This window comes from Alcanivorax sp. IL2 (assembly GCF_047495475.1).
Lineage (GTDB): Bacteria > Pseudomonadota > Gammaproteobacteria > Pseudomonadales > Alcanivoracaceae > Alcanivorax.
The window spans coordinates 1,024,383-1,039,601 of sequence record NZ_CP179932.1; the positions used below are offsets into that span (position 1 = coordinate 1,024,383).

The 15,219-nt window shown below is 59.7% G+C and carries 12 protein-coding genes and 1 pseudogene; 5 read left to right on the forward strand and 8 right to left on the reverse strand.

Annotated features, from left to right (window positions below):
- The first annotated feature begins 202 nt into the window (after window positions 1-202).
- The 4 genes from hemC (at window position 203) to ACMG4N_RS04840 (ending at window position 4,524) form a co-directional block, all read left to right on the forward strand.
- Window positions 203-1,135: a hydroxymethylbilane synthase gene (gene hemC / locus ACMG4N_RS04825; protein WP_297765189.1), complete on the forward strand. Its 933-nt coding sequence runs from the start codon at window positions 203-205 to the stop codon at window positions 1,133-1,135.
- Between the two features lie 5 nt (window positions 1,136-1,140).
- Window positions 1,141-1,839 carry a uroporphyrinogen-III synthase gene (locus ACMG4N_RS04830; RefSeq protein WP_414433019.1) on the forward strand — a complete coding sequence of 233 codons (699 nt, stop codon included), beginning with the start codon at window positions 1,141-1,143 and terminating at the stop codon, window positions 1,837-1,839.
- Between the two features lie 493 nt (window positions 1,840-2,332).
- Window positions 2,333-3,298 carry a uroporphyrinogen-III C-methyltransferase gene (locus ACMG4N_RS04835; RefSeq protein ID WP_297765195.1) on the forward strand — a complete coding sequence of 322 codons (966 nt, stop codon included), beginning with the start codon at window positions 2,333-2,335 and terminating at the stop codon, window positions 3,296-3,298.
- On the forward strand, window positions 3,295-4,524 hold the full coding sequence (locus tag ACMG4N_RS04840) for a heme biosynthesis protein HemY (protein WP_414433020.1): 1,230 nt from the start codon (window positions 3,295-3,297) through the stop codon (window positions 4,522-4,524). The genes ACMG4N_RS04835 and ACMG4N_RS04840 overlap by 4 nt, the downstream gene beginning before the upstream one ends.
- Before the next feature lie 160 nt (window positions 4,525-4,684).
- On the opposite strand, the gene ACMG4N_RS04845 is transcribed toward ACMG4N_RS04840, so the two are convergent.
- From ACMG4N_RS04845 to ilvD, 8 genes and pseudogenes are all read right to left on the reverse strand, one after another.
- A complete protein-coding gene (locus ACMG4N_RS04845) occupies window positions 4,685-5,212 on the reverse strand; it encodes a membrane integrity-associated transporter subunit PqiC (RefSeq protein WP_414433021.1) in 528 nt (175 codons plus the stop codon).
- A complete protein-coding gene (gene pqiB, locus ACMG4N_RS04850; RefSeq protein ID WP_414433022.1) occupies window positions 5,209-6,825 on the reverse strand; it encodes an intermembrane transport protein PqiB in 1,617 nt (538 codons plus the stop codon). The genes ACMG4N_RS04845 and pqiB overlap by 4 nt, the downstream gene beginning before the upstream one ends.
- A complete protein-coding gene (locus ACMG4N_RS04855; RefSeq protein WP_297765206.1) occupies window positions 6,822-8,108 on the reverse strand; it encodes a paraquat-inducible protein A in 1,287 nt (428 codons plus the stop codon). Before ACMG4N_RS04855 ends, pqiB begins: the two co-directional genes overlap by 4 nt.
- Before the next feature lie 209 nt (window positions 8,109-8,317).
- A complete protein-coding gene (locus tag ACMG4N_RS04860) occupies window positions 8,318-9,055 on the reverse strand; it encodes an NAD(P)H-flavin reductase (RefSeq protein WP_414433301.1) in 738 nt (245 codons plus the stop codon).
- Between the two features lie 81 nt (window positions 9,056-9,136).
- Window positions 9,137-9,313 (reverse strand): annotated as a pseudogene (locus ACMG4N_RS04865) (2Fe-2S iron-sulfur cluster-binding protein); the annotation flags it as partial.
- 126 nt (window positions 9,314-9,439) lie between these two features.
- Entirely contained in the window at window positions 9,440-9,826 is a 387-nt protein-coding gene (locus tag ACMG4N_RS04870) for an MAPEG family protein (protein WP_297765209.1), read from the reverse strand.
- Between the two features lie 128 nt (window positions 9,827-9,954).
- Window positions 9,955-11,271: a 2-hydroxychromene-2-carboxylate isomerase gene (locus ACMG4N_RS04875; RefSeq protein WP_414433023.1), complete on the reverse strand. Its 1,317-nt coding sequence runs from the start codon at window positions 11,269-11,271 to the stop codon at window positions 9,955-9,957.
- 205 nt (window positions 11,272-11,476) lie between these two features.
- Complete coding sequence (ilvD, locus tag ACMG4N_RS04880; RefSeq protein WP_414433024.1) at window positions 11,477-13,324, reverse strand: dihydroxy-acid dehydratase; 1,848 nt, start codon at window positions 13,322-13,324, stop codon at window positions 11,477-11,479.
- 514 nt (window positions 13,325-13,838) lie between these two features.
- On the opposite strand from ilvD, the gene ACMG4N_RS04885 reads away from it, so the two are divergent.
- Entirely contained in the window at window positions 13,839-15,200 is a 1,362-nt protein-coding gene (locus tag ACMG4N_RS04885; protein ID WP_297769476.1) for a P-loop NTPase fold protein, read from the forward strand.
- The last annotated feature ends 19 nt before the right edge of the window (window positions 15,201-15,219 follow it).

The window sequence follows — 15,219 nt, forward strand, 5'->3', positions numbered from 1 at the left end:
AGCTTCAAGCTGCAAGCTACAACGCGGCTTAACGGTTTGAATGCTCTGCAAGTATCGGGGCCGCGTCCATAGTCTGGGCGCGGCCCCGGTCGTTTAAAATCACAACAGCCTTTCCGGCGTGTTGTAGCTTGCAGCTTGAGGCTTGCAGCTCCATTTCCTGTAGACTAGGCCCCACATTGACCTAACGAAAACAGGATGCCCCATGTCCCGCGAAGTCTTGCGTATAGCCACCCGTTCCAGCCCCCTTGCCATCTGGCAGGCGGAATACGTTCAGCAGCGTCTGGAAGGTTTACACGAGGGGCTGAGCGTGGAGCTGGTGCGGATCAAGACCCAGGGGGACAAGATTCTCGATACCCCGCTGGCCAAGATTGGCGGCAAGGGCCTGTTCGTGAAGGAGCTGGAAGAGGCGATCATGGACGGCCGTGCGGATATTGCCGTGCATTCCATGAAGGATGTGCCCATGGAATTACCGGAAGGCTTTGCGCTGCCGGTGATCTGTGAGCGGGAAGATCCTCGTGATGCCTTCGTTTCCAATCACCATGACAGCCTGTCTGCTCTGCCACATGGTGCCTGTGTGGGGACGTCGAGCCTGCGCCGTCAAGCCCAGGTACAGGCCAATCGTCCGGACCTGGTGGTGAAAAGCCTGCGCGGTAATGTGCAGACCCGCCTGGGTAAGCTGGATGCCGGCGAGTTCGACGCCATTATCCTCGCCGCTGCCGGTCTCAAGCGGCTGGAGATGCACGAGCGGATCCGTTATGAAATGCCGCCGGAGGAATCCCTGCCGGCGGTGGGGCAGGGTGCGGTCGGCATCGAATGCCGCGAAGGCGATGAGCGCACCATCGCACTGCTGAGTCCGCTCAGCGATGTGGATACCTGGGACCGGGTAGTGGCGGAACGGGCCATGAATCGGCGCCTGGAAGGCGGCTGCCAGGTGCCCATCGCCGGCTTTGCCCTGCTGGAAGATGATCAGCTCTGGTTGCGTGGTCTGGTCGCCGAGGAAAACGGCAAACAGGTGCTCCGCGCAGAAGGGCGCGCCCCGCGCGAGCGCGGTGCCGAACTGGGTGTGGAGATTGCCGAGCAACTGCTGGCCCAGGGGGCGGATGTCATTCTCAAGGCGCTCTACGAGCGGGGCTGATTATCATGCAGGTGCTGGTCACCCGTCCCCTGGGGCAGCAGCAGGCGTTAATGGATGCTCTGCATGATGCCGGGTATCAGCCGCTCCACAGCCCGGCCCTGCATATCGAGCCGCTGCCGGTCAGCGATGCCAGCCGCCGGGTTCTCATGGATCTGGACCTGTTCCACGCCGTTTTCTTCGCCAGCAGTAATGCCGCCCGCCTGGCCCTGGCTGCCATGGCGGATATCTGGCCCCAATGGCCGGTGGGCGTCAACTGGCTGGCGGTGGGCAAGGCCACTGCGGCAGAAATTACCCGCTGGCATCTGCAGCCCACCGTTCCCGACGGTGGTTTCAATTCCGAAGCGGTGCTATCGCTGGCCTGTCTGCAGCAACTGACGGAAAAGAAAGTGTTGCTGTGCCGTGGCGAAAGCGGTCGGGAATTGCTGGCACAGACTCTTGCCGAGCGAGGAGCGGAAGTTGTCACCCTGCCGTTCTACCGTCGTTTGCCCAACCCGGCGTTTCATTGCCCGGCGCAATGTGACTGGATCATGGTGACCAGTGTGGAAAGCTGGCAGGCGATCAGCGGAAAAATCCCCGCTGGCGCTGGAATAGTGGCTGCAGGAGAGCGAGTGGCTGCACATATTCGTGCGCAACATACCGGACCAATGCGAGTGGCGGTCAGTGCCCACGATGAAGACATGCTGGCCGCGCTGACCTCCGTTTGAAGAACGTGCATAGTCGATCTCTTTTTCGTTCCCTTGCGGGGGCGGAGCAAAGAACGGACCTTTCATATCGCGAAGGTAGTGTTTTGTAATCCATCTCGCGATTTCATGCCCTGTTTGCCCCTCCTATTACATTGTTTAATGGACACTCAGCGCAGCCCCAATTAAGGTTTTCGCTGAGAGCCTATTTAAGATCTATACGCAGCCGCGCCGGAATCTGTTTTTTTTGGGCGGGCCGTGAATGCGATTGTGTGGTGCAATCGTTTGATATAAGCAAGCGCATTCACGGGCTGACGGTTAAAGGGCGCGGCCCTTCGGGTTGCCGCTGAAAATGGCGCCATGCGGTGTTGTGAACCTTGAACTTGACCCGTCAGGCCCTGCGGTTCACGCCTTGCCTGGCGCCATTTTCAGCGGCAACGCGGCTGCGTATAGATCTTAAATAGGCTCTACGGATCGCCCGTTTGGGGGTGCCAGATAATCAGAACATGGAGCTGACATGACGCAGGAACGTCTTTATTCCCGCCAGACAGGCAAGAGCGTCTGGGTTGTACTTGTGGTGTTGGTGGTTCTGGCGGCCCTGGGGGCCGGTGGCTGGTGGGGCTGGCAACAGTTCCAGCAGATGCAGAAAGAAAAAGCCGGTCTTGCCGGTCAGATCAGCGAATTGAAAGCGGCCATGGCCAGCCAACGCAGTGACGTGCAGGGCGCGTTGTCTTCCTTCGAGAAAAAACAGGCGGAGCTGTCCGCCCGTATGGTCAAGGATCGCGCCGTGCTCAGCGATATGCAGAGTGGTGGGCAGACACTGTGGCTGGTTAATGAAGCCCGGGCACTGGCCAGCCTGGCCAGCCAGCGACTGCTGCTGACCCAGGATGCCTCTGCCGCGCGGCGACTGTTGAAAGCCGCGGATGAAACCCTGGCCCGTCTTGATGATCCCAAAGTACTGCCGGCCCGTCAGGCGCTGGCCATGGACATGGAAAAACTCAGCGGTGCCGGTCAGGTGGATGTGCAAGGCATGGTGCTGCGCCTGGGCGCCCTGCGTCAGATTACCGCTGAGCTGGCGGTGCCGGTGGAGGAAGCCCCTCCCGAGCGGGATTTACCTGAAGTGAATCAGCCCTGGTGGCAAGACGTGCTCGACCGCCTGCCGATCAACGTGCGTCATCACGAAGGGGCCGTGCCCTTGCCGTTGTCTGCCGAGCAGGCGTCGCTGGTGCGGCTGACCCTTGATGGCAGTCTGCAGCAGGCGCAGCTGGCGCTGATGCAAGGACGTGCCAAGGCCTACCAGCAGGCGCTGGATAATGCGAGCACGACGCTGGCGCAGTGGTTCCGTGAGGATGAGCCGCGGGCCGCGCAAATGCGCAAGGCGCTGAAAGAGCTGGGTGGCAGCAGTGTGGCCCAGGCCCTGCCGGATATTGGCGCGGGTCTGGCTGCCATTGAAGAGTTGAAACGCAAGGAGGGCGGTGCATGAAAAAAGTCGCCCTGCTGATCGTCATCGCCCTGGTTGCCGCATTGGCACTGGGGCGCTGGATGGCGGCGGATTCCGGTTACGTGCTGGTGATCCGCGATGATTTCTCCCTGGATACCACTCTGGGCTTTGTGGTGCTGGCGGCACTGCTGGCGGTGGTGGCTATTGTTGTGCTTACCCTGCTCGGCAATGCTGCCTGGAATGTGCTGGAGCCGGTGCGCGCTACCCGTCGCTGGAAAAAGGCGGTGGCGGCCCGGCGCCTGCGCAGTGGTCTTCTGCAACTGGTGGATGGCGAACAGGAAAAGGCCGAGCGGCTGCTGGTTGCCGCCGGTGAAGACGGCGACTGGCCCCTGCTGGCCTGGCTGCTGGCCGCGGAAGCGGCCCAGGAACAGGAGAATGTGGAGGCCAGCCAGCGCTATCTGGAAAATGCCAGCAGCGACCGCCGTGGCCAATTGGTGGCCGGGCTCATGAAGGCCCGCTTCGCTCTGGATGATGGCTATCCGGAGCAGGCCCGCCAGGAGCTCAAGGTGTTGGCGGACCTGGCGCCACGTAACAAGCGCATCCTGCGTACCTATGCGCAAGTGCTGGAAAGCCAGAAGGACTGGCCGGCCCTGTGCGCCTTGATGCCGCGCCTCAAGCGCGCCTTCGGCGAGGGTAAGGAATCCCGTCGTGAACGCCGCGCCTGGTTGGCCCTGCTGCAGGAAACCGCGCGCAAGCCCGGCTTCAATGATGCGGACAGCCGCCGCGAGGAGCTACGCAAGCTGTGGAAGGATGTGCCGGTTCAGCTGAAGAGTGATCCTGCCATGGTGGCCCGCTATACCGGTTTCCTGGCCCAGCTGGGTGGTGGTAAGGGGGCCTTGAATCTGGTCCGTGAGCAGTTGGCTCAACAGTGGGACGATCGGCTGCCGCCGGTACTGGAAGCTATCGACGATATGTCTCCGGATGATCTGCTACAGGTGCTGGAAGGTTGGCTGGCAGAGCGACCAGGTAATGCGGCGGTACTGATTACCTCGGGCCGGGTGGCTCTCAAGGCCCGCCTGTGGGGTAAGGCACAGGGTTTCTTCGAGGCCGCCGCGAACTCCAGCCAGAGCGCGACAGCCCTGGCAGAGTTGTCACGCTTGTATCAGGCGCTGGGAGATACCAGCAAGGCGCAGAAGGCCTTTGAGCGGCGCCTGCAGCAACTGGAAGGGCAGTTGCCCGCCTTGCCGATGCCGGAGAAATCGTTGTAGAACGGTATTGGCAAACGAAAACCAAAAGGCCGCGCCCGGGAATCCCGGCGCGGCCTTTTTGTTTTGTAGGGTGGATTAGCCTACGGCGTAATCCACAATCCTTCTCTTTGCCGATGACGCCCGGGACATCAACGTGTGATACCCGTTTGCGGCCCGGCGTTTATTTCAGCGCCTGGGTGATGGTCTGTGTGCTTTCCTGCCAGCCGCGATCCAGGGCTTCAACCAGAGCTGCGTACCCCTCGCCGTTGATGGGCCCCTGCCAGTCAATGTGTCCCTGCCGGTTTTGTTCTTCCGAGGTGAACTGCCAGGTGCCGCTGATCATGGCCATGTCACCCTCATCGCTCTGCACGCCCTGAAAGCGGCTCAGTTGCAGATCCAGTTTCCCCTGTTCCGGCAGTGTGGTCTGGCTTGCCAGGGTGGCTGCCAGTGCCCGCTGCAATTGCGAGCCCAGTGGTTCCGCCCAGCGATGCTGACGGGCCACGTGCAGTTCGGTATCGCTCAGTTGCAGCACGATGCCGCCCTGGTCCAGATAGCTGGCCAGGGTTACGCGAATCTGTAATGGGCTATGGCCGCTGTGGCTGGCGCCGGGTAGCAGGTAGTCCGGCGCGGGTGCCGGTGGCGTCTGGCTGCAGGCGCTCAGCCACGCCATCAGGGTAATCAGCAGGCCGGAAATGAAGAAGGATTTCATTGGCGTGAGCCTCTGGGTTGCGGATCGGGGGCCGGCTGGCGCTGGAAGATCAGTGCATTGGGTTGCCGATTGAGGGTGTCCAGCAGTGGTTCAGCGTCGTTGAGCAAGCGATCCAGTTTCTGCAGGGTGCCTTGCAGTTGCTGATAGCCGTCACCGCCGGTCTGCCAGCCTTGCAGGGTGCCTTCCAGGGCGCCCAGGGTGCCGGTAAGCCGTTCTGGCAGGGCATTGAGTGCCGGGTCGGCCAGCAGGGCTTCAAGCCGTTGGGTGGTGCCGGCCAGGTTGTCCAGATTGCGGTTCAGGTTGCCGGCAATGGATTCCAGGGGCAGGTTGTTGAGGGTATCCAGCAGCTGCTGAATCTTGTCCTCGATCTTGCTGATGCCGCCGCTGTCGACGGTGGGGAAAACGGCCACATCCGCATAGCGTTCGCCACTGCTGCCGGCGGGCGTGTCGGCATGGAAATCCAGGTCCACGAACAGGGAGCCGGTGAGCAGGTTGCCCGGTTTCAGGCTGGCGCGCAGACCATCATCAATCATGCGATCGATTTCCTGCCGCCAGCGCTGTGTATCTTCCCGGCTCTGGTGAGTGATGCGCTGGGGTTCCAGGCGGATCAGCACCGGAATGGGAGCGCTGCTGATAGTGCCCGGGCCAGATTGGGCGAAGCCCCAGGCCACCTGTTCCACGGTGCCCACACGGATGCCACGATACTCCACCGGGGCGCCGGTTTTCAGGCCCCGCACACTGCTCTCCACCAGCAATACATAATCCAGGGTGTCGGTGTAGAGGGCCCGCCGTGCGCTTTCTTCATCGTTGTGCAGGGTGAACTCCCGCTCGTCTTTTACCGGATCGCCGGCGCGCATGTTGCCATCGGGCACGGCAAAGGTGATGCCGCCGCCGATCAGAGCTTCCAGGGAGTGGATCTGAGCCTGGAAGCCACGGGCATCGAGTTGAAAGCCCAGGCCGTTGATCTGCCAGAAGCGGCTGCTGTCCGAGACCAGCACATCGTAGGGCTTCTGGATAAAGATGCGGTGATGGAAGCGTTTGTCGGCAGCGTTGAAGCGGGTTTCCACGACTCGGCCCACTTTCAGGCTGCGAAAGTTCACCGGGTCGCCCACGTCCACATTGGTTCCCGCTTCGCTGACCAGTTTCAGGAACAGGCCGGCGCCAGTTTTCTCCGGCGGCGGGGTGTCCTGCACCTGGAAACGTTTTCCCTTCTTGCCGCTTTCGCCGGGCATCAGCTCGAGGTAGGACCCGGACAGCACCGTGTTCAGTCCGCTCACGCCTTCCCGGCTGATACGGGGTTTGACCACCCAGAAGCGGGTGTCTTCGGCCAGCATGCGGTCGGTATCTGATTGCATCTGTACGGTCAGCAGGGTGTGGCTCATGTCATCCGAGAGCCTCACGCTTTCTACCAGGCCGACCTGCACATTGCGGGTTTTCACCGGCGTCTTGCCGGCGTTGATGCCTTCCGCATCCGCCAGTTTCAGGGTGATCACCGGCCCCTGGCTGGAGAGATAACTGAACACCAACCACAGGCCGATCAGGGCCGCGGCCAGAGGAATCAGCCAGACGGCGGAAAGCCGGGTGCGGCGGGGTTCGGCTTGGGTGTCACTCAAGGCTGATGCTCCGGTTGTGTGTTGCGGGCCAGATTCTGCTGCTGGTCCCAGATCAGGCGCGGATCAAACTGGTGGGCGGCCAGCATGGTAAATATCACCACAGCGGAGAAGGCCACACCACCCACGCCGGGGGTCACGGTAAGAATATTGCCCATCTGGAACAGGGCGACAATGATGGCCACCACAAACACATCGATCATGGACCAGCGCCCCACCCATTCGGTGACCCGGTAGAGCGCCATCTGGTTTTTCATGTCCAGGGTGTCACGCCGGCGGCTGGCAATACACAGCCAGCCCAGCGCCAGAATTTTCCCGAACGGTACCAGCACGCTGGCGGTAAAAATGATCAGGGCGATGGGCCAGTCGCCGTGGCGCATGAACAGCATGACCCCGGCAATGATGGTGGACGGCTCGTTCTGCCCCAGGCTGGTGGTGGTCATGATGGGAAACAGGTGGGCCGGGAAGCAGCACAGGATGGCGGTGATCAGCAGTGCCCAGACCCGTTGCAGGGTCAGCGGATGGCGATCATGCAGGCTGCTGTGGCAGCGGTGGCAACGGGGAGTGCCTCGGGCTTGCAGTTGCCCGCAGCGCTGGCAGCCGATCAGGCCCTGGGTACGTGCGGTCAGTCCGCTGCGGGCGGCGGCGGGTTGCTGCAGATTACCCAGCAGCCGTTGCCACAGGCTGACGGTATTCATGCGGGTGACGGTAATCAGCAGCAACAGGGCGTAGCCGGAAAAGGTCCAGAAGGCGGAGAGTAGCTGGATATGGGCCATGGCGACGATCTTCACCAGGCTAACCAGCGCGGCGATGGCAAACACGTCTGCCATCATCCAGGGCTGCATGCGGGGTAGCCAGCGGGCCAGCAACAGGCTGCCGGGAAGATGGCGGGTAGCGGACAGGCTCAGGTGTACCCAGCAAATCGACAGCAGATAGAGAGCCGGGATCACTATGATGGTGGCAATGACGATAACGGCCAGTGATGGGTGGTGATAGACCGCCAGTTCCCAGGCAGCATCGGTCACTGTCATGGCTCGCTCGATGCCATTTTTTTCGAAACCGATGTAAGGAAAGAGCAGCGACAGGCCGAGCAGAATCAGCGCGGTAAAGGCCAGCGCGGGGGTCAGCTGATCACTCTGCGCCTGGCGCATCAATGGGTGCCGGCAGCGGGGGCATTGCAGCCAGCCACTATGCTGGCCAAGGTCTACGTCGCAGACCAGGTCGCATTCGTGGCAAGGCAGAAGCAATGTCTGGCTATGCGCTGTGGGCGGAGAATCCTGCGCCATCGCATCCTTTCCTTGGGAATTAGCTACAAGCGGCAAGCTACAAGCTACAACGCGGGCCCGGTTGTTGCTAGTCCGGGCGCGTTTGGGGCCGCGATTTGTAGCGGGTACTCGATGCGGCATGACCGAACAGGCTTGCTCCGCGAGGCCCAGGCCTTGCCGATTAGCACGAGCCCAACCCCGCGTTGCAGCTTGTAGATTGAAGCTTGCGGCTAATCCCTGGGCGCGTAATCGAACACGTCGCAGTGAATATTGCCGGCGGGGACGCCTTCTTCCACCAGCGCATCGAACACCGCCCATGCCATGGGCGGGGAGCCGCCCAGGTAGAACAGGGGCAGCTCCGGTTCGTTCAGTGCTGCCAGCGCCGCTTCGTGCACCAGGCCTTCGGCGTGGTCCGGATGACGGATGTCGGACAGGGCGGTGGTGAAATCGAAGTCTTTCAGTGCCATCTTCCACTGGGCGGGGAGTGTCGGCAGGTAGAGATCTTCCGGGGTGCGGGCACCCCAGAACAGGCGGACCGGGTGGTCGAAGTCCAGGGCGATCAGGCGCTCGACCATGGCTTTCACCGGGGCAAAGCCGGTGGAGCCACAGATAAACCACACCGGCTGCTCCGGGGCACTGTCGATAAAGCGCATGCCGGCGGGCAGGGTGGCGCTGACGGTGCTGGCTGATTCCAGGTAAGCCATGATGTCCTGGGCGGCACTATTGTCGTCGCCATGGCGGATGTGCAGCTCCAGGCTGCGGCCATCGCAATGGTTGGCGATGGAAAAGGGGAAGCCCTCGCCGTTCAGGTTGAGCATCATGTATTGCCCGGCATGCCACTGCACGCGCTTGCCGGCGGGCAGCTGCAACCAGACCCGGCTGACATCGTGATTGAGCGCTTCAATCTGTTGAATCTGGCAATGCACTTCATGGCTCGGCAGTTCGCCGGGAGCGGTCACCTCGGACACATCTATCTCACAGTCGCTGAGTGGCTGAGCGATGCAGTATAACACCTGGGTGCTATCGGCATCGCCCGCATGAATGGTGTGGTTTCTTTGCTGAACGTGTCCGCGTTGAAGCGTTCCCATGCAGCGCTCACAGACACCGTTACGGCAAGCCACCGGAAAGCCGAAGCCAGCCTGCTGGCCGGCCTCGACGATTGTCTGGTCAATCCGGCAGGGGAAGGAGCCTTTGCCGGTGACGGATAGGGTGTAGGTCTGTGGCACGGTTGGATGAATTGATAATGGAAAATTGAGAATTGATAACGAAAGCCACTTCCAGTTGGCACTGCAGGTGGCTTCATGGGGTTTACGTTATCAATTATCCATTCTCAATCATCAATTGCCTGTTCGTTATGCCCCAACGCCCACAAACAGCGCCACGATACAGCCCATGCCGAAGGCCCATACCAGGGTGCGGGCGCTGGCCCAGTCGGCGATATAGCAGACGGTGAACATCACCCGGCTGACCACGAAGGCCAGGGCGATGCCGTCGATGGTGGGTTGAGGAGCGGTCTGGGCCAGGTGGGCAATGATCACGGCCGCGGCAAAGGCGGGGGTGACTTCGAAGCCGTTTTGCTGGGCCCAGTGAGCACGCTTGCGGCTGCCTTCCAGGGTTTCCAGGAATTCGCGGGGGTTATGGTTCTGCTTCGGCCCGAAACCGCCCTGAAATTTGGCGATGGCGGTATTCAGGTAGGGCAGGAAAATGGCGGCAAGCACGCACCAATAGGCAAGCGTCATGATGTTCTCTCCGTGGTTTTTTATATGCCGTAGGAGCGGCGCTTGAGCCGCGAAGCGCCCCAGAGATCTTTTCGGAAACGGCTTCGCGGCTCAAGCGCCGCTCCTACGGGAATGAAAATTAGGTTATCTCAGTCTTTGTCATCGGCCTGTGAGGCTAGCAGGCATGCCTCAATCACCGCAAAACGATCCTGCCCCCAGACCATGGTGTTTTCGGTCAGGAAGCTGGGGACGCCCCAGCTGCCGGCGGCCATCATGGCGTTGCGGTTGTCTTCGGCGCGGTCGCGCCAGCTGTCGTCATCCAGCCAGCGGCGGGCCCGGTTCCAGTCCAGGCCGGCATTTTCCACCAGGAATTTCAGGCCATTGTCGGTGGCGGCATTGATGCCCTGGCTCCAGATGCCGGTGGCGGCGGCGCGCAACCATTCGCGCAGACGACCTTCCTTCTCGGCAAAAGGCCAGATGGCCATACAGCGTTCCACCCCGGCACCCACCGGATCGCACACCTTGCCGAACGGCACCTTGTGCAGGCGGGCTTCCCGGGCGGCATCCTTGAGAATGTAGAAACGCTTGGCCTTGGGCACCGAGAGCCCGCGCATCACCATGGGCAGTACCGGGCGGATTTTCAGGTTCAGACCATAGTGGTCGGCCATGGCGTAGGTGCGGGCCAGGGCCAGATAGGAATAGGGGCTGCGGAAGGAGAAAAACAGCACCAGCGGTTTGCCTTTCAGGTCTTCCGGCACGTCTTTCAATCGGGCGCGTTTGGCGCGGCCGTAGGGCAGCGGCCAGTCCGCGCTGCCAAGCCCCAGGTCATTGAGACGATGGGCCAGGTGGTCCAGCCGCTCGATGCTCCAGTACCACTCACCCTCGTACTGCAAGGTGCCGGTGAGGTAGTGGCCGTCCTTGAGGAACTGGTCGCGACGGGCTTCCAGGGACAGCTGTGCCCGGTCGGCGGCCATCTGGCCGTGCTCGGTGAGCAGGTCTTCCAGCTTGTCGTGGTCGTTGCGCCACAGGGCATCGGCCAGGGCGGCGGCCAGGCTCCAGAAGCGCTCGTCGCCCTCGTGTTTGAGCAGGCAGCGGGTGGCCGCCAGGCTCACTTCCCGGGGGGGTAGTTGCCAGGTCTTGGGGAAATCCAGATCGTGAACGCGGGCAAGCTGGATGGCATCGCGGGGGGCCAGCTCTTCGAGCATGTCCGCTGCCGGGTACATCTGCTGATCCAGGTACAGCATCACCCGGGGGGTGATAGTGATGCCGAAGTGCCGGGCAAAGCGGGGCAACACCTGGGCCATCAGCACCGAATAGGGATCGTCAATGCGGAAGTAGAAGACTGCCTGATGAGGGCGCCGTTGCAGCTTGCGGCGCCATTCGCGAAAGCCCCGCCGCCATTGTTGCAGGCTTTCGCTGGTGATCAGTTTGGCCACCAGTGGCATCAAACGCTGTGTCAGACTCATTAACAGAGTGCTCCTCGTTGGGCACAAGCCGGGACCGCCGAGAGGGTAACGCGTCGGCGCCGGTCAGGGTTCCTACGATACTTGTTCAGAAAGCGCCTTGTGGCAACACCTTGTCTACCGGGGTGCGGCAGCGGTCATGGAACCGTGTGGGGCAGATGGGAAGCGAGGCTAACGAAAAAGGCGGCCCGAAGGCCGCCCGTGTCGGTTACTTGTTGAGCTGGCTGAGGTCCCGCACGGCGCCGCGGTCGGCGCTGGTGGTCAGGGCCGCATAGGCCTTCAGGGCGGTGGACACCCGGCGTGGACGCATTTCCATGGGCTTGTAGGCCAGTTTGCCGCGGGCTTCCATCTTGCTGCGGCGATGGGCCAGTTCCTCATCGGAAATGTCCAGGTTGATGGTGCGGTTGGGAATGTCGATAGCGATGGTGTCGCCTTCTTCCACCAGCGCAATGGCGCCGCCTTCCGCCGCTTCCGGGGAGGCGTGACCGATGGACAGGCCGGAGGTGCCGCCGGAGAAACGACCATCGGTAAGCAGGGCGCACTGTTTGCCCAGCCCCTTGGATTTCAGGTAGCTGGTGGGGTAGAGCATTTCCTGCATACCCGGGCCGCCTTTCGGGCCCTCGTAACGGATCACCACCACGTCGCCGGCCACAATCTGGTCGCCAAGAATGGCGCGCACGGCGGAATCCTGGGATTCGAATACCCGGGCGCGGCCGGTGAAGGTGAGGATGGAGTCATCCACCCCGGCGGTTTTCACGATGCAGCCGCGCTCGGCGATGTTGCCATACAACACCGCCAGGCCGCCGTCCTTGCTGTAGGCGTTCTCGTAGTTGCGGATACAGCCGTTTTCCCGGTCATCATCCAGGCTGTCCCAGCGGGTATCCTGGCTGAAGGCAGTCTGGGTAGGGATGCCCGCCGGGCCGGCGGTGAACATCTTTTTCACGCCTTCGTCGCTGGTGCGCATGATGTCGTAGTGCTCCAGCGCTTCCGCCACGCTGGCGGAGTGCACCATGGGAATATCCCGGTGCAGCAGGCCGGCCCGGTCCAGTTCGCCGAGAATGCCCATGACACCACCGGCGCGGTGTACGTCTTCCATATGATACTTCTGGGTGGCCGGGGCCACTTTCGACAGGCAGGGCACCTTGCGGCTGAGCCGGTCGATGTCTTCCATGGTGAAATCGATCTCGCCTTCCAAGGCGGCGGCCAGCAGGTGCAGCACAGTGTTGGTGGAGCCGCCCATTGCGATATCCAGGCTCATGGCGTTTTCGAAGGCCTTCACCGAGGCAATGTTACGCGGCAGTACCGCTTCCACATCCTGTTCGTAGTACAGCTTGGCCACATCCACGATGCGACGGCCGGCTTCCAGGAACAGTTCGCGGCGGTCCGCGTGGGTGGCGAGCAGTGAGCCGTTGCCGGGCAGGGACAGGCCCAGCGCTTCAGTCAGGCAGTTCATGGAGTTGGCGGTGAACATGCCGGAGCAGGAACCGCAGGTGGGGCAGGCGGAGCGCTCCACTTCGTTGAGGGTCTCCTCGTCCACGCTGTCATCGGCGGCCATCACCATGGCGTCCACCAGATCCAGCTTGCCCTCGGCCAGCTTGGTCTTGCCCGCTTCCATGGGGCCGCCGGACACGAAGATCACCGGAATATTCAGGCGCATGGCGGCCATCAGCATACCGGGGGTGATCTTGTCGCAGTTGGAGATGCAGACAATGGCGTCGGCGCAGTGGGCGTTGACCATGTACTCCACGGAATCGGCAATGATGTCGCGGCTGGGCAGGGAATAGAGCATGCCGTCATGGCCCATGGCGATGCCGTCGTCTACCGCAATGGTATTGAATTCCTTGGCGATGCCGCCGGCCTTCTCCACTTCACCGGCCACCAGCTGGCCCATGTCCTTCAGGTGCACGTGCCCTGGCACGAACTGGGTAAAGGAATTGGCGATAGCAATAATCGGTTTACCGAAGTCCCCGTCCTTCATGCCCGTCGCGCGCCACAGGGCACGGGCGCCGGCCATGTTGCGGCCATGGGTGGTGGTACGGGAGCGATACTGCGGCATGGGAACCTCGTAATGGTCAGTAGCGGGACATAAGCCGGGCATTGTAACCCACTGTCACACACTGTTGGAGCCTAGCTCGCAAGGCGAAGAAGCGGGGAGAGGCGCTCCCCCTGGAGCAGCGCCCGCCCCGCTTGACGCAATCATCCCATCCCCCTCCCACCGTTGGAGCCATGCTCGCATGGCGAAATAGCCCAGACGCTAACCTGCAGAGCGCCAGGGCCGTTTTTCACCAGCACGCAAGTTGAATATGTAGGATATGGCTTACAGAATTTTGTAAGTGGCTGAGATAAAGTGAATTTTCAGGATCGGCACTGCAAGAAAAGTCCGGGTAAAAAATCCTGTTCAACACGCAAGTGCAAGAAAAGTCTGATGAGATTGGTTCCCGGATTTCGGGTAAGTCATTGGTTGCCTTGGGGTTGTGGGTGGATTCAGGGAAAAATCGGATCGGGGATATATTGCAAAGTGATATATCGCAAGTGCAATTGAATACGCTGTTATACGTGAAGGAGCACAGATGAACATCGTCACCCCCCCGATTACTGTCGGAGAAGATGAGGCATTCGAGCAAGATGTCCTTGGCCGAAGTAATTTTGGTAAATCTCTATTGAATTTAGTTTGCCAGTCAAGCGATGAGCTTGTTATCTCTCTCGATGGAAAGTGGGGTGAAGGAAAGACTACGTTTGTAAAAATGTGGAAAGGCATGCTTAACCAAGCCGACGTTCCTAGTATATATATTGATGCTTTTGCAAATGACTATATAGATGATGCATTTATTGCCGTTGCTAGCGCTATTACAACATATATTGAACTGAATTCTGTAAACCCGGATGCTCAAAAGTCAAAAGAATTCCGGGAAAAGGCAAAACATGTTGGAGTTCAATTATTATCCTGGACTGCTAAAGTTGGAATTAAAGCGGCCACGCTGGGTGCAATAAAGGATAGTGACATAGACGAATTAAAAGATATTCAATCCGATGTGGCTAAAGGGTTGTCTACAGTCGTAGGAGACTACGTCGGCGAAAGGCTAGCATCACACAAGCAAGATGTAGAGCTGCTTCAGTCATTTAAAGCCTTGCTATCGGAAATGCCGAGCCTTCTTAGTCCAGAAGGCAACAAGCCTCTAGTAATAATTATCGATGAGCTCGATCGATGTAAACCCACTTATGCCGTAGAGCTCATTGAAAAAATTAAGCATCTATTTTCTGTTAAGAATGTTGTATTTATTCTGGTAATGCATAGAAAGCAGCTTGAAGAGGCCGTTAAGTGTATATACGGGGAAAATATAGATGCGCACACCTATCTTCAAAAATTTATTAACATAGAAACCACGATCCCCAAGAAAACTGGTGACCGTCACGATAGCGACATCAATCAGTACAATAAAAGGCTATTCGGCTTACATCAAATAGAAACGTGGGGAGATGACCGCAATCTAGTGGATTCCCTGGACGTGCTCGCCACGCACTTTAATTTGTCATTGCGCCAGCTTGAGCGGGTCTACACAAATCTGGCTGTTTTTTACGCATCTTCATCAAGGAATCAGCTTAGGCTTGTTCCTATAATTTCGTTTCTGGCCGTTATAAAGGTAGTTGATCCATCCGTTTATGAGGCTCTTTTGCATCAAAAAATGACCTACGAAGAGCTTTGCGAAAAGACTGGGCTATCCGAGCATGATCAAGAAGGTAGAAATTTGAGAAGGTTACAGTTTTTAGCAATGTGGCTTAAGTTCTCGCTTATAACGGATGAGCAGTTTGAACAGCTTGATGAGAATGATCGAATAAGAGGCTTCGGCCAATCATTGTGGGAGTACAGTGTAGAACGAAATCGATTAATTCCTATATTTATCCAAAAGTTAAGCATGTTTACTGTTTCATAGAAATGTATAACAAGCGCAT

Coding starts and splice junctions, on each gene's coding strand:
- hemC (WP_297765189.1), top strand. CDS start 203: ATGTCCCGCGAAGTCTTGCGTATAGCCACCCGTTCCAGCCCCCTTGCC.
- ACMG4N_RS04830 (WP_414433019.1), top strand. CDS start 1,141: ATGCAGGTGCTGGTCACCCGTCCCCTGGGGCAGCAGCAGGCGTTAATG.
- ACMG4N_RS04835 (WP_297765195.1), top strand. CDS start 2,333: ATGACGCAGGAACGTCTTTATTCCCGCCAGACAGGCAAGAGCGTCTGG.
- ACMG4N_RS04840 (WP_414433020.1), top strand. CDS start 3,295: ATGAAAAAAGTCGCCCTGCTGATCGTCATCGCCCTGGTTGCCGCATTG.
- ACMG4N_RS04845 (WP_414433021.1), bottom strand. CDS start 5,212: ATGAAATCCTTCTTCATTTCCGGCCTGCTGATTACCCTGATGGCGTGG.
- ACMG4N_RS04855 (WP_297765206.1), bottom strand. CDS start 8,108: ATGGCGCAGGATTCTCCGCCCACAGCGCATAGCCAGACATTGCTTCTG.
- ACMG4N_RS04870 (WP_297765209.1), bottom strand. CDS start 9,826: ATGACGCTTGCCTATTGGTGCGTGCTTGCCGCCATTTTCCTGCCCTAC.
- ACMG4N_RS04875 (WP_414433023.1), bottom strand. CDS start 11,271: ATGAGTCTGACACAGCGTTTGATGCCACTGGTGGCCAAACTGATCACC.
- ilvD (WP_414433024.1), bottom strand. CDS start 13,324: ATGCCGCAGTATCGCTCCCGTACCACCACCCATGGCCGCAACATGGCC.
- ACMG4N_RS04885 (WP_297769476.1), top strand. CDS start 13,839: ATGAACATCGTCACCCCCCCGATTACTGTCGGAGAAGATGAGGCATTC.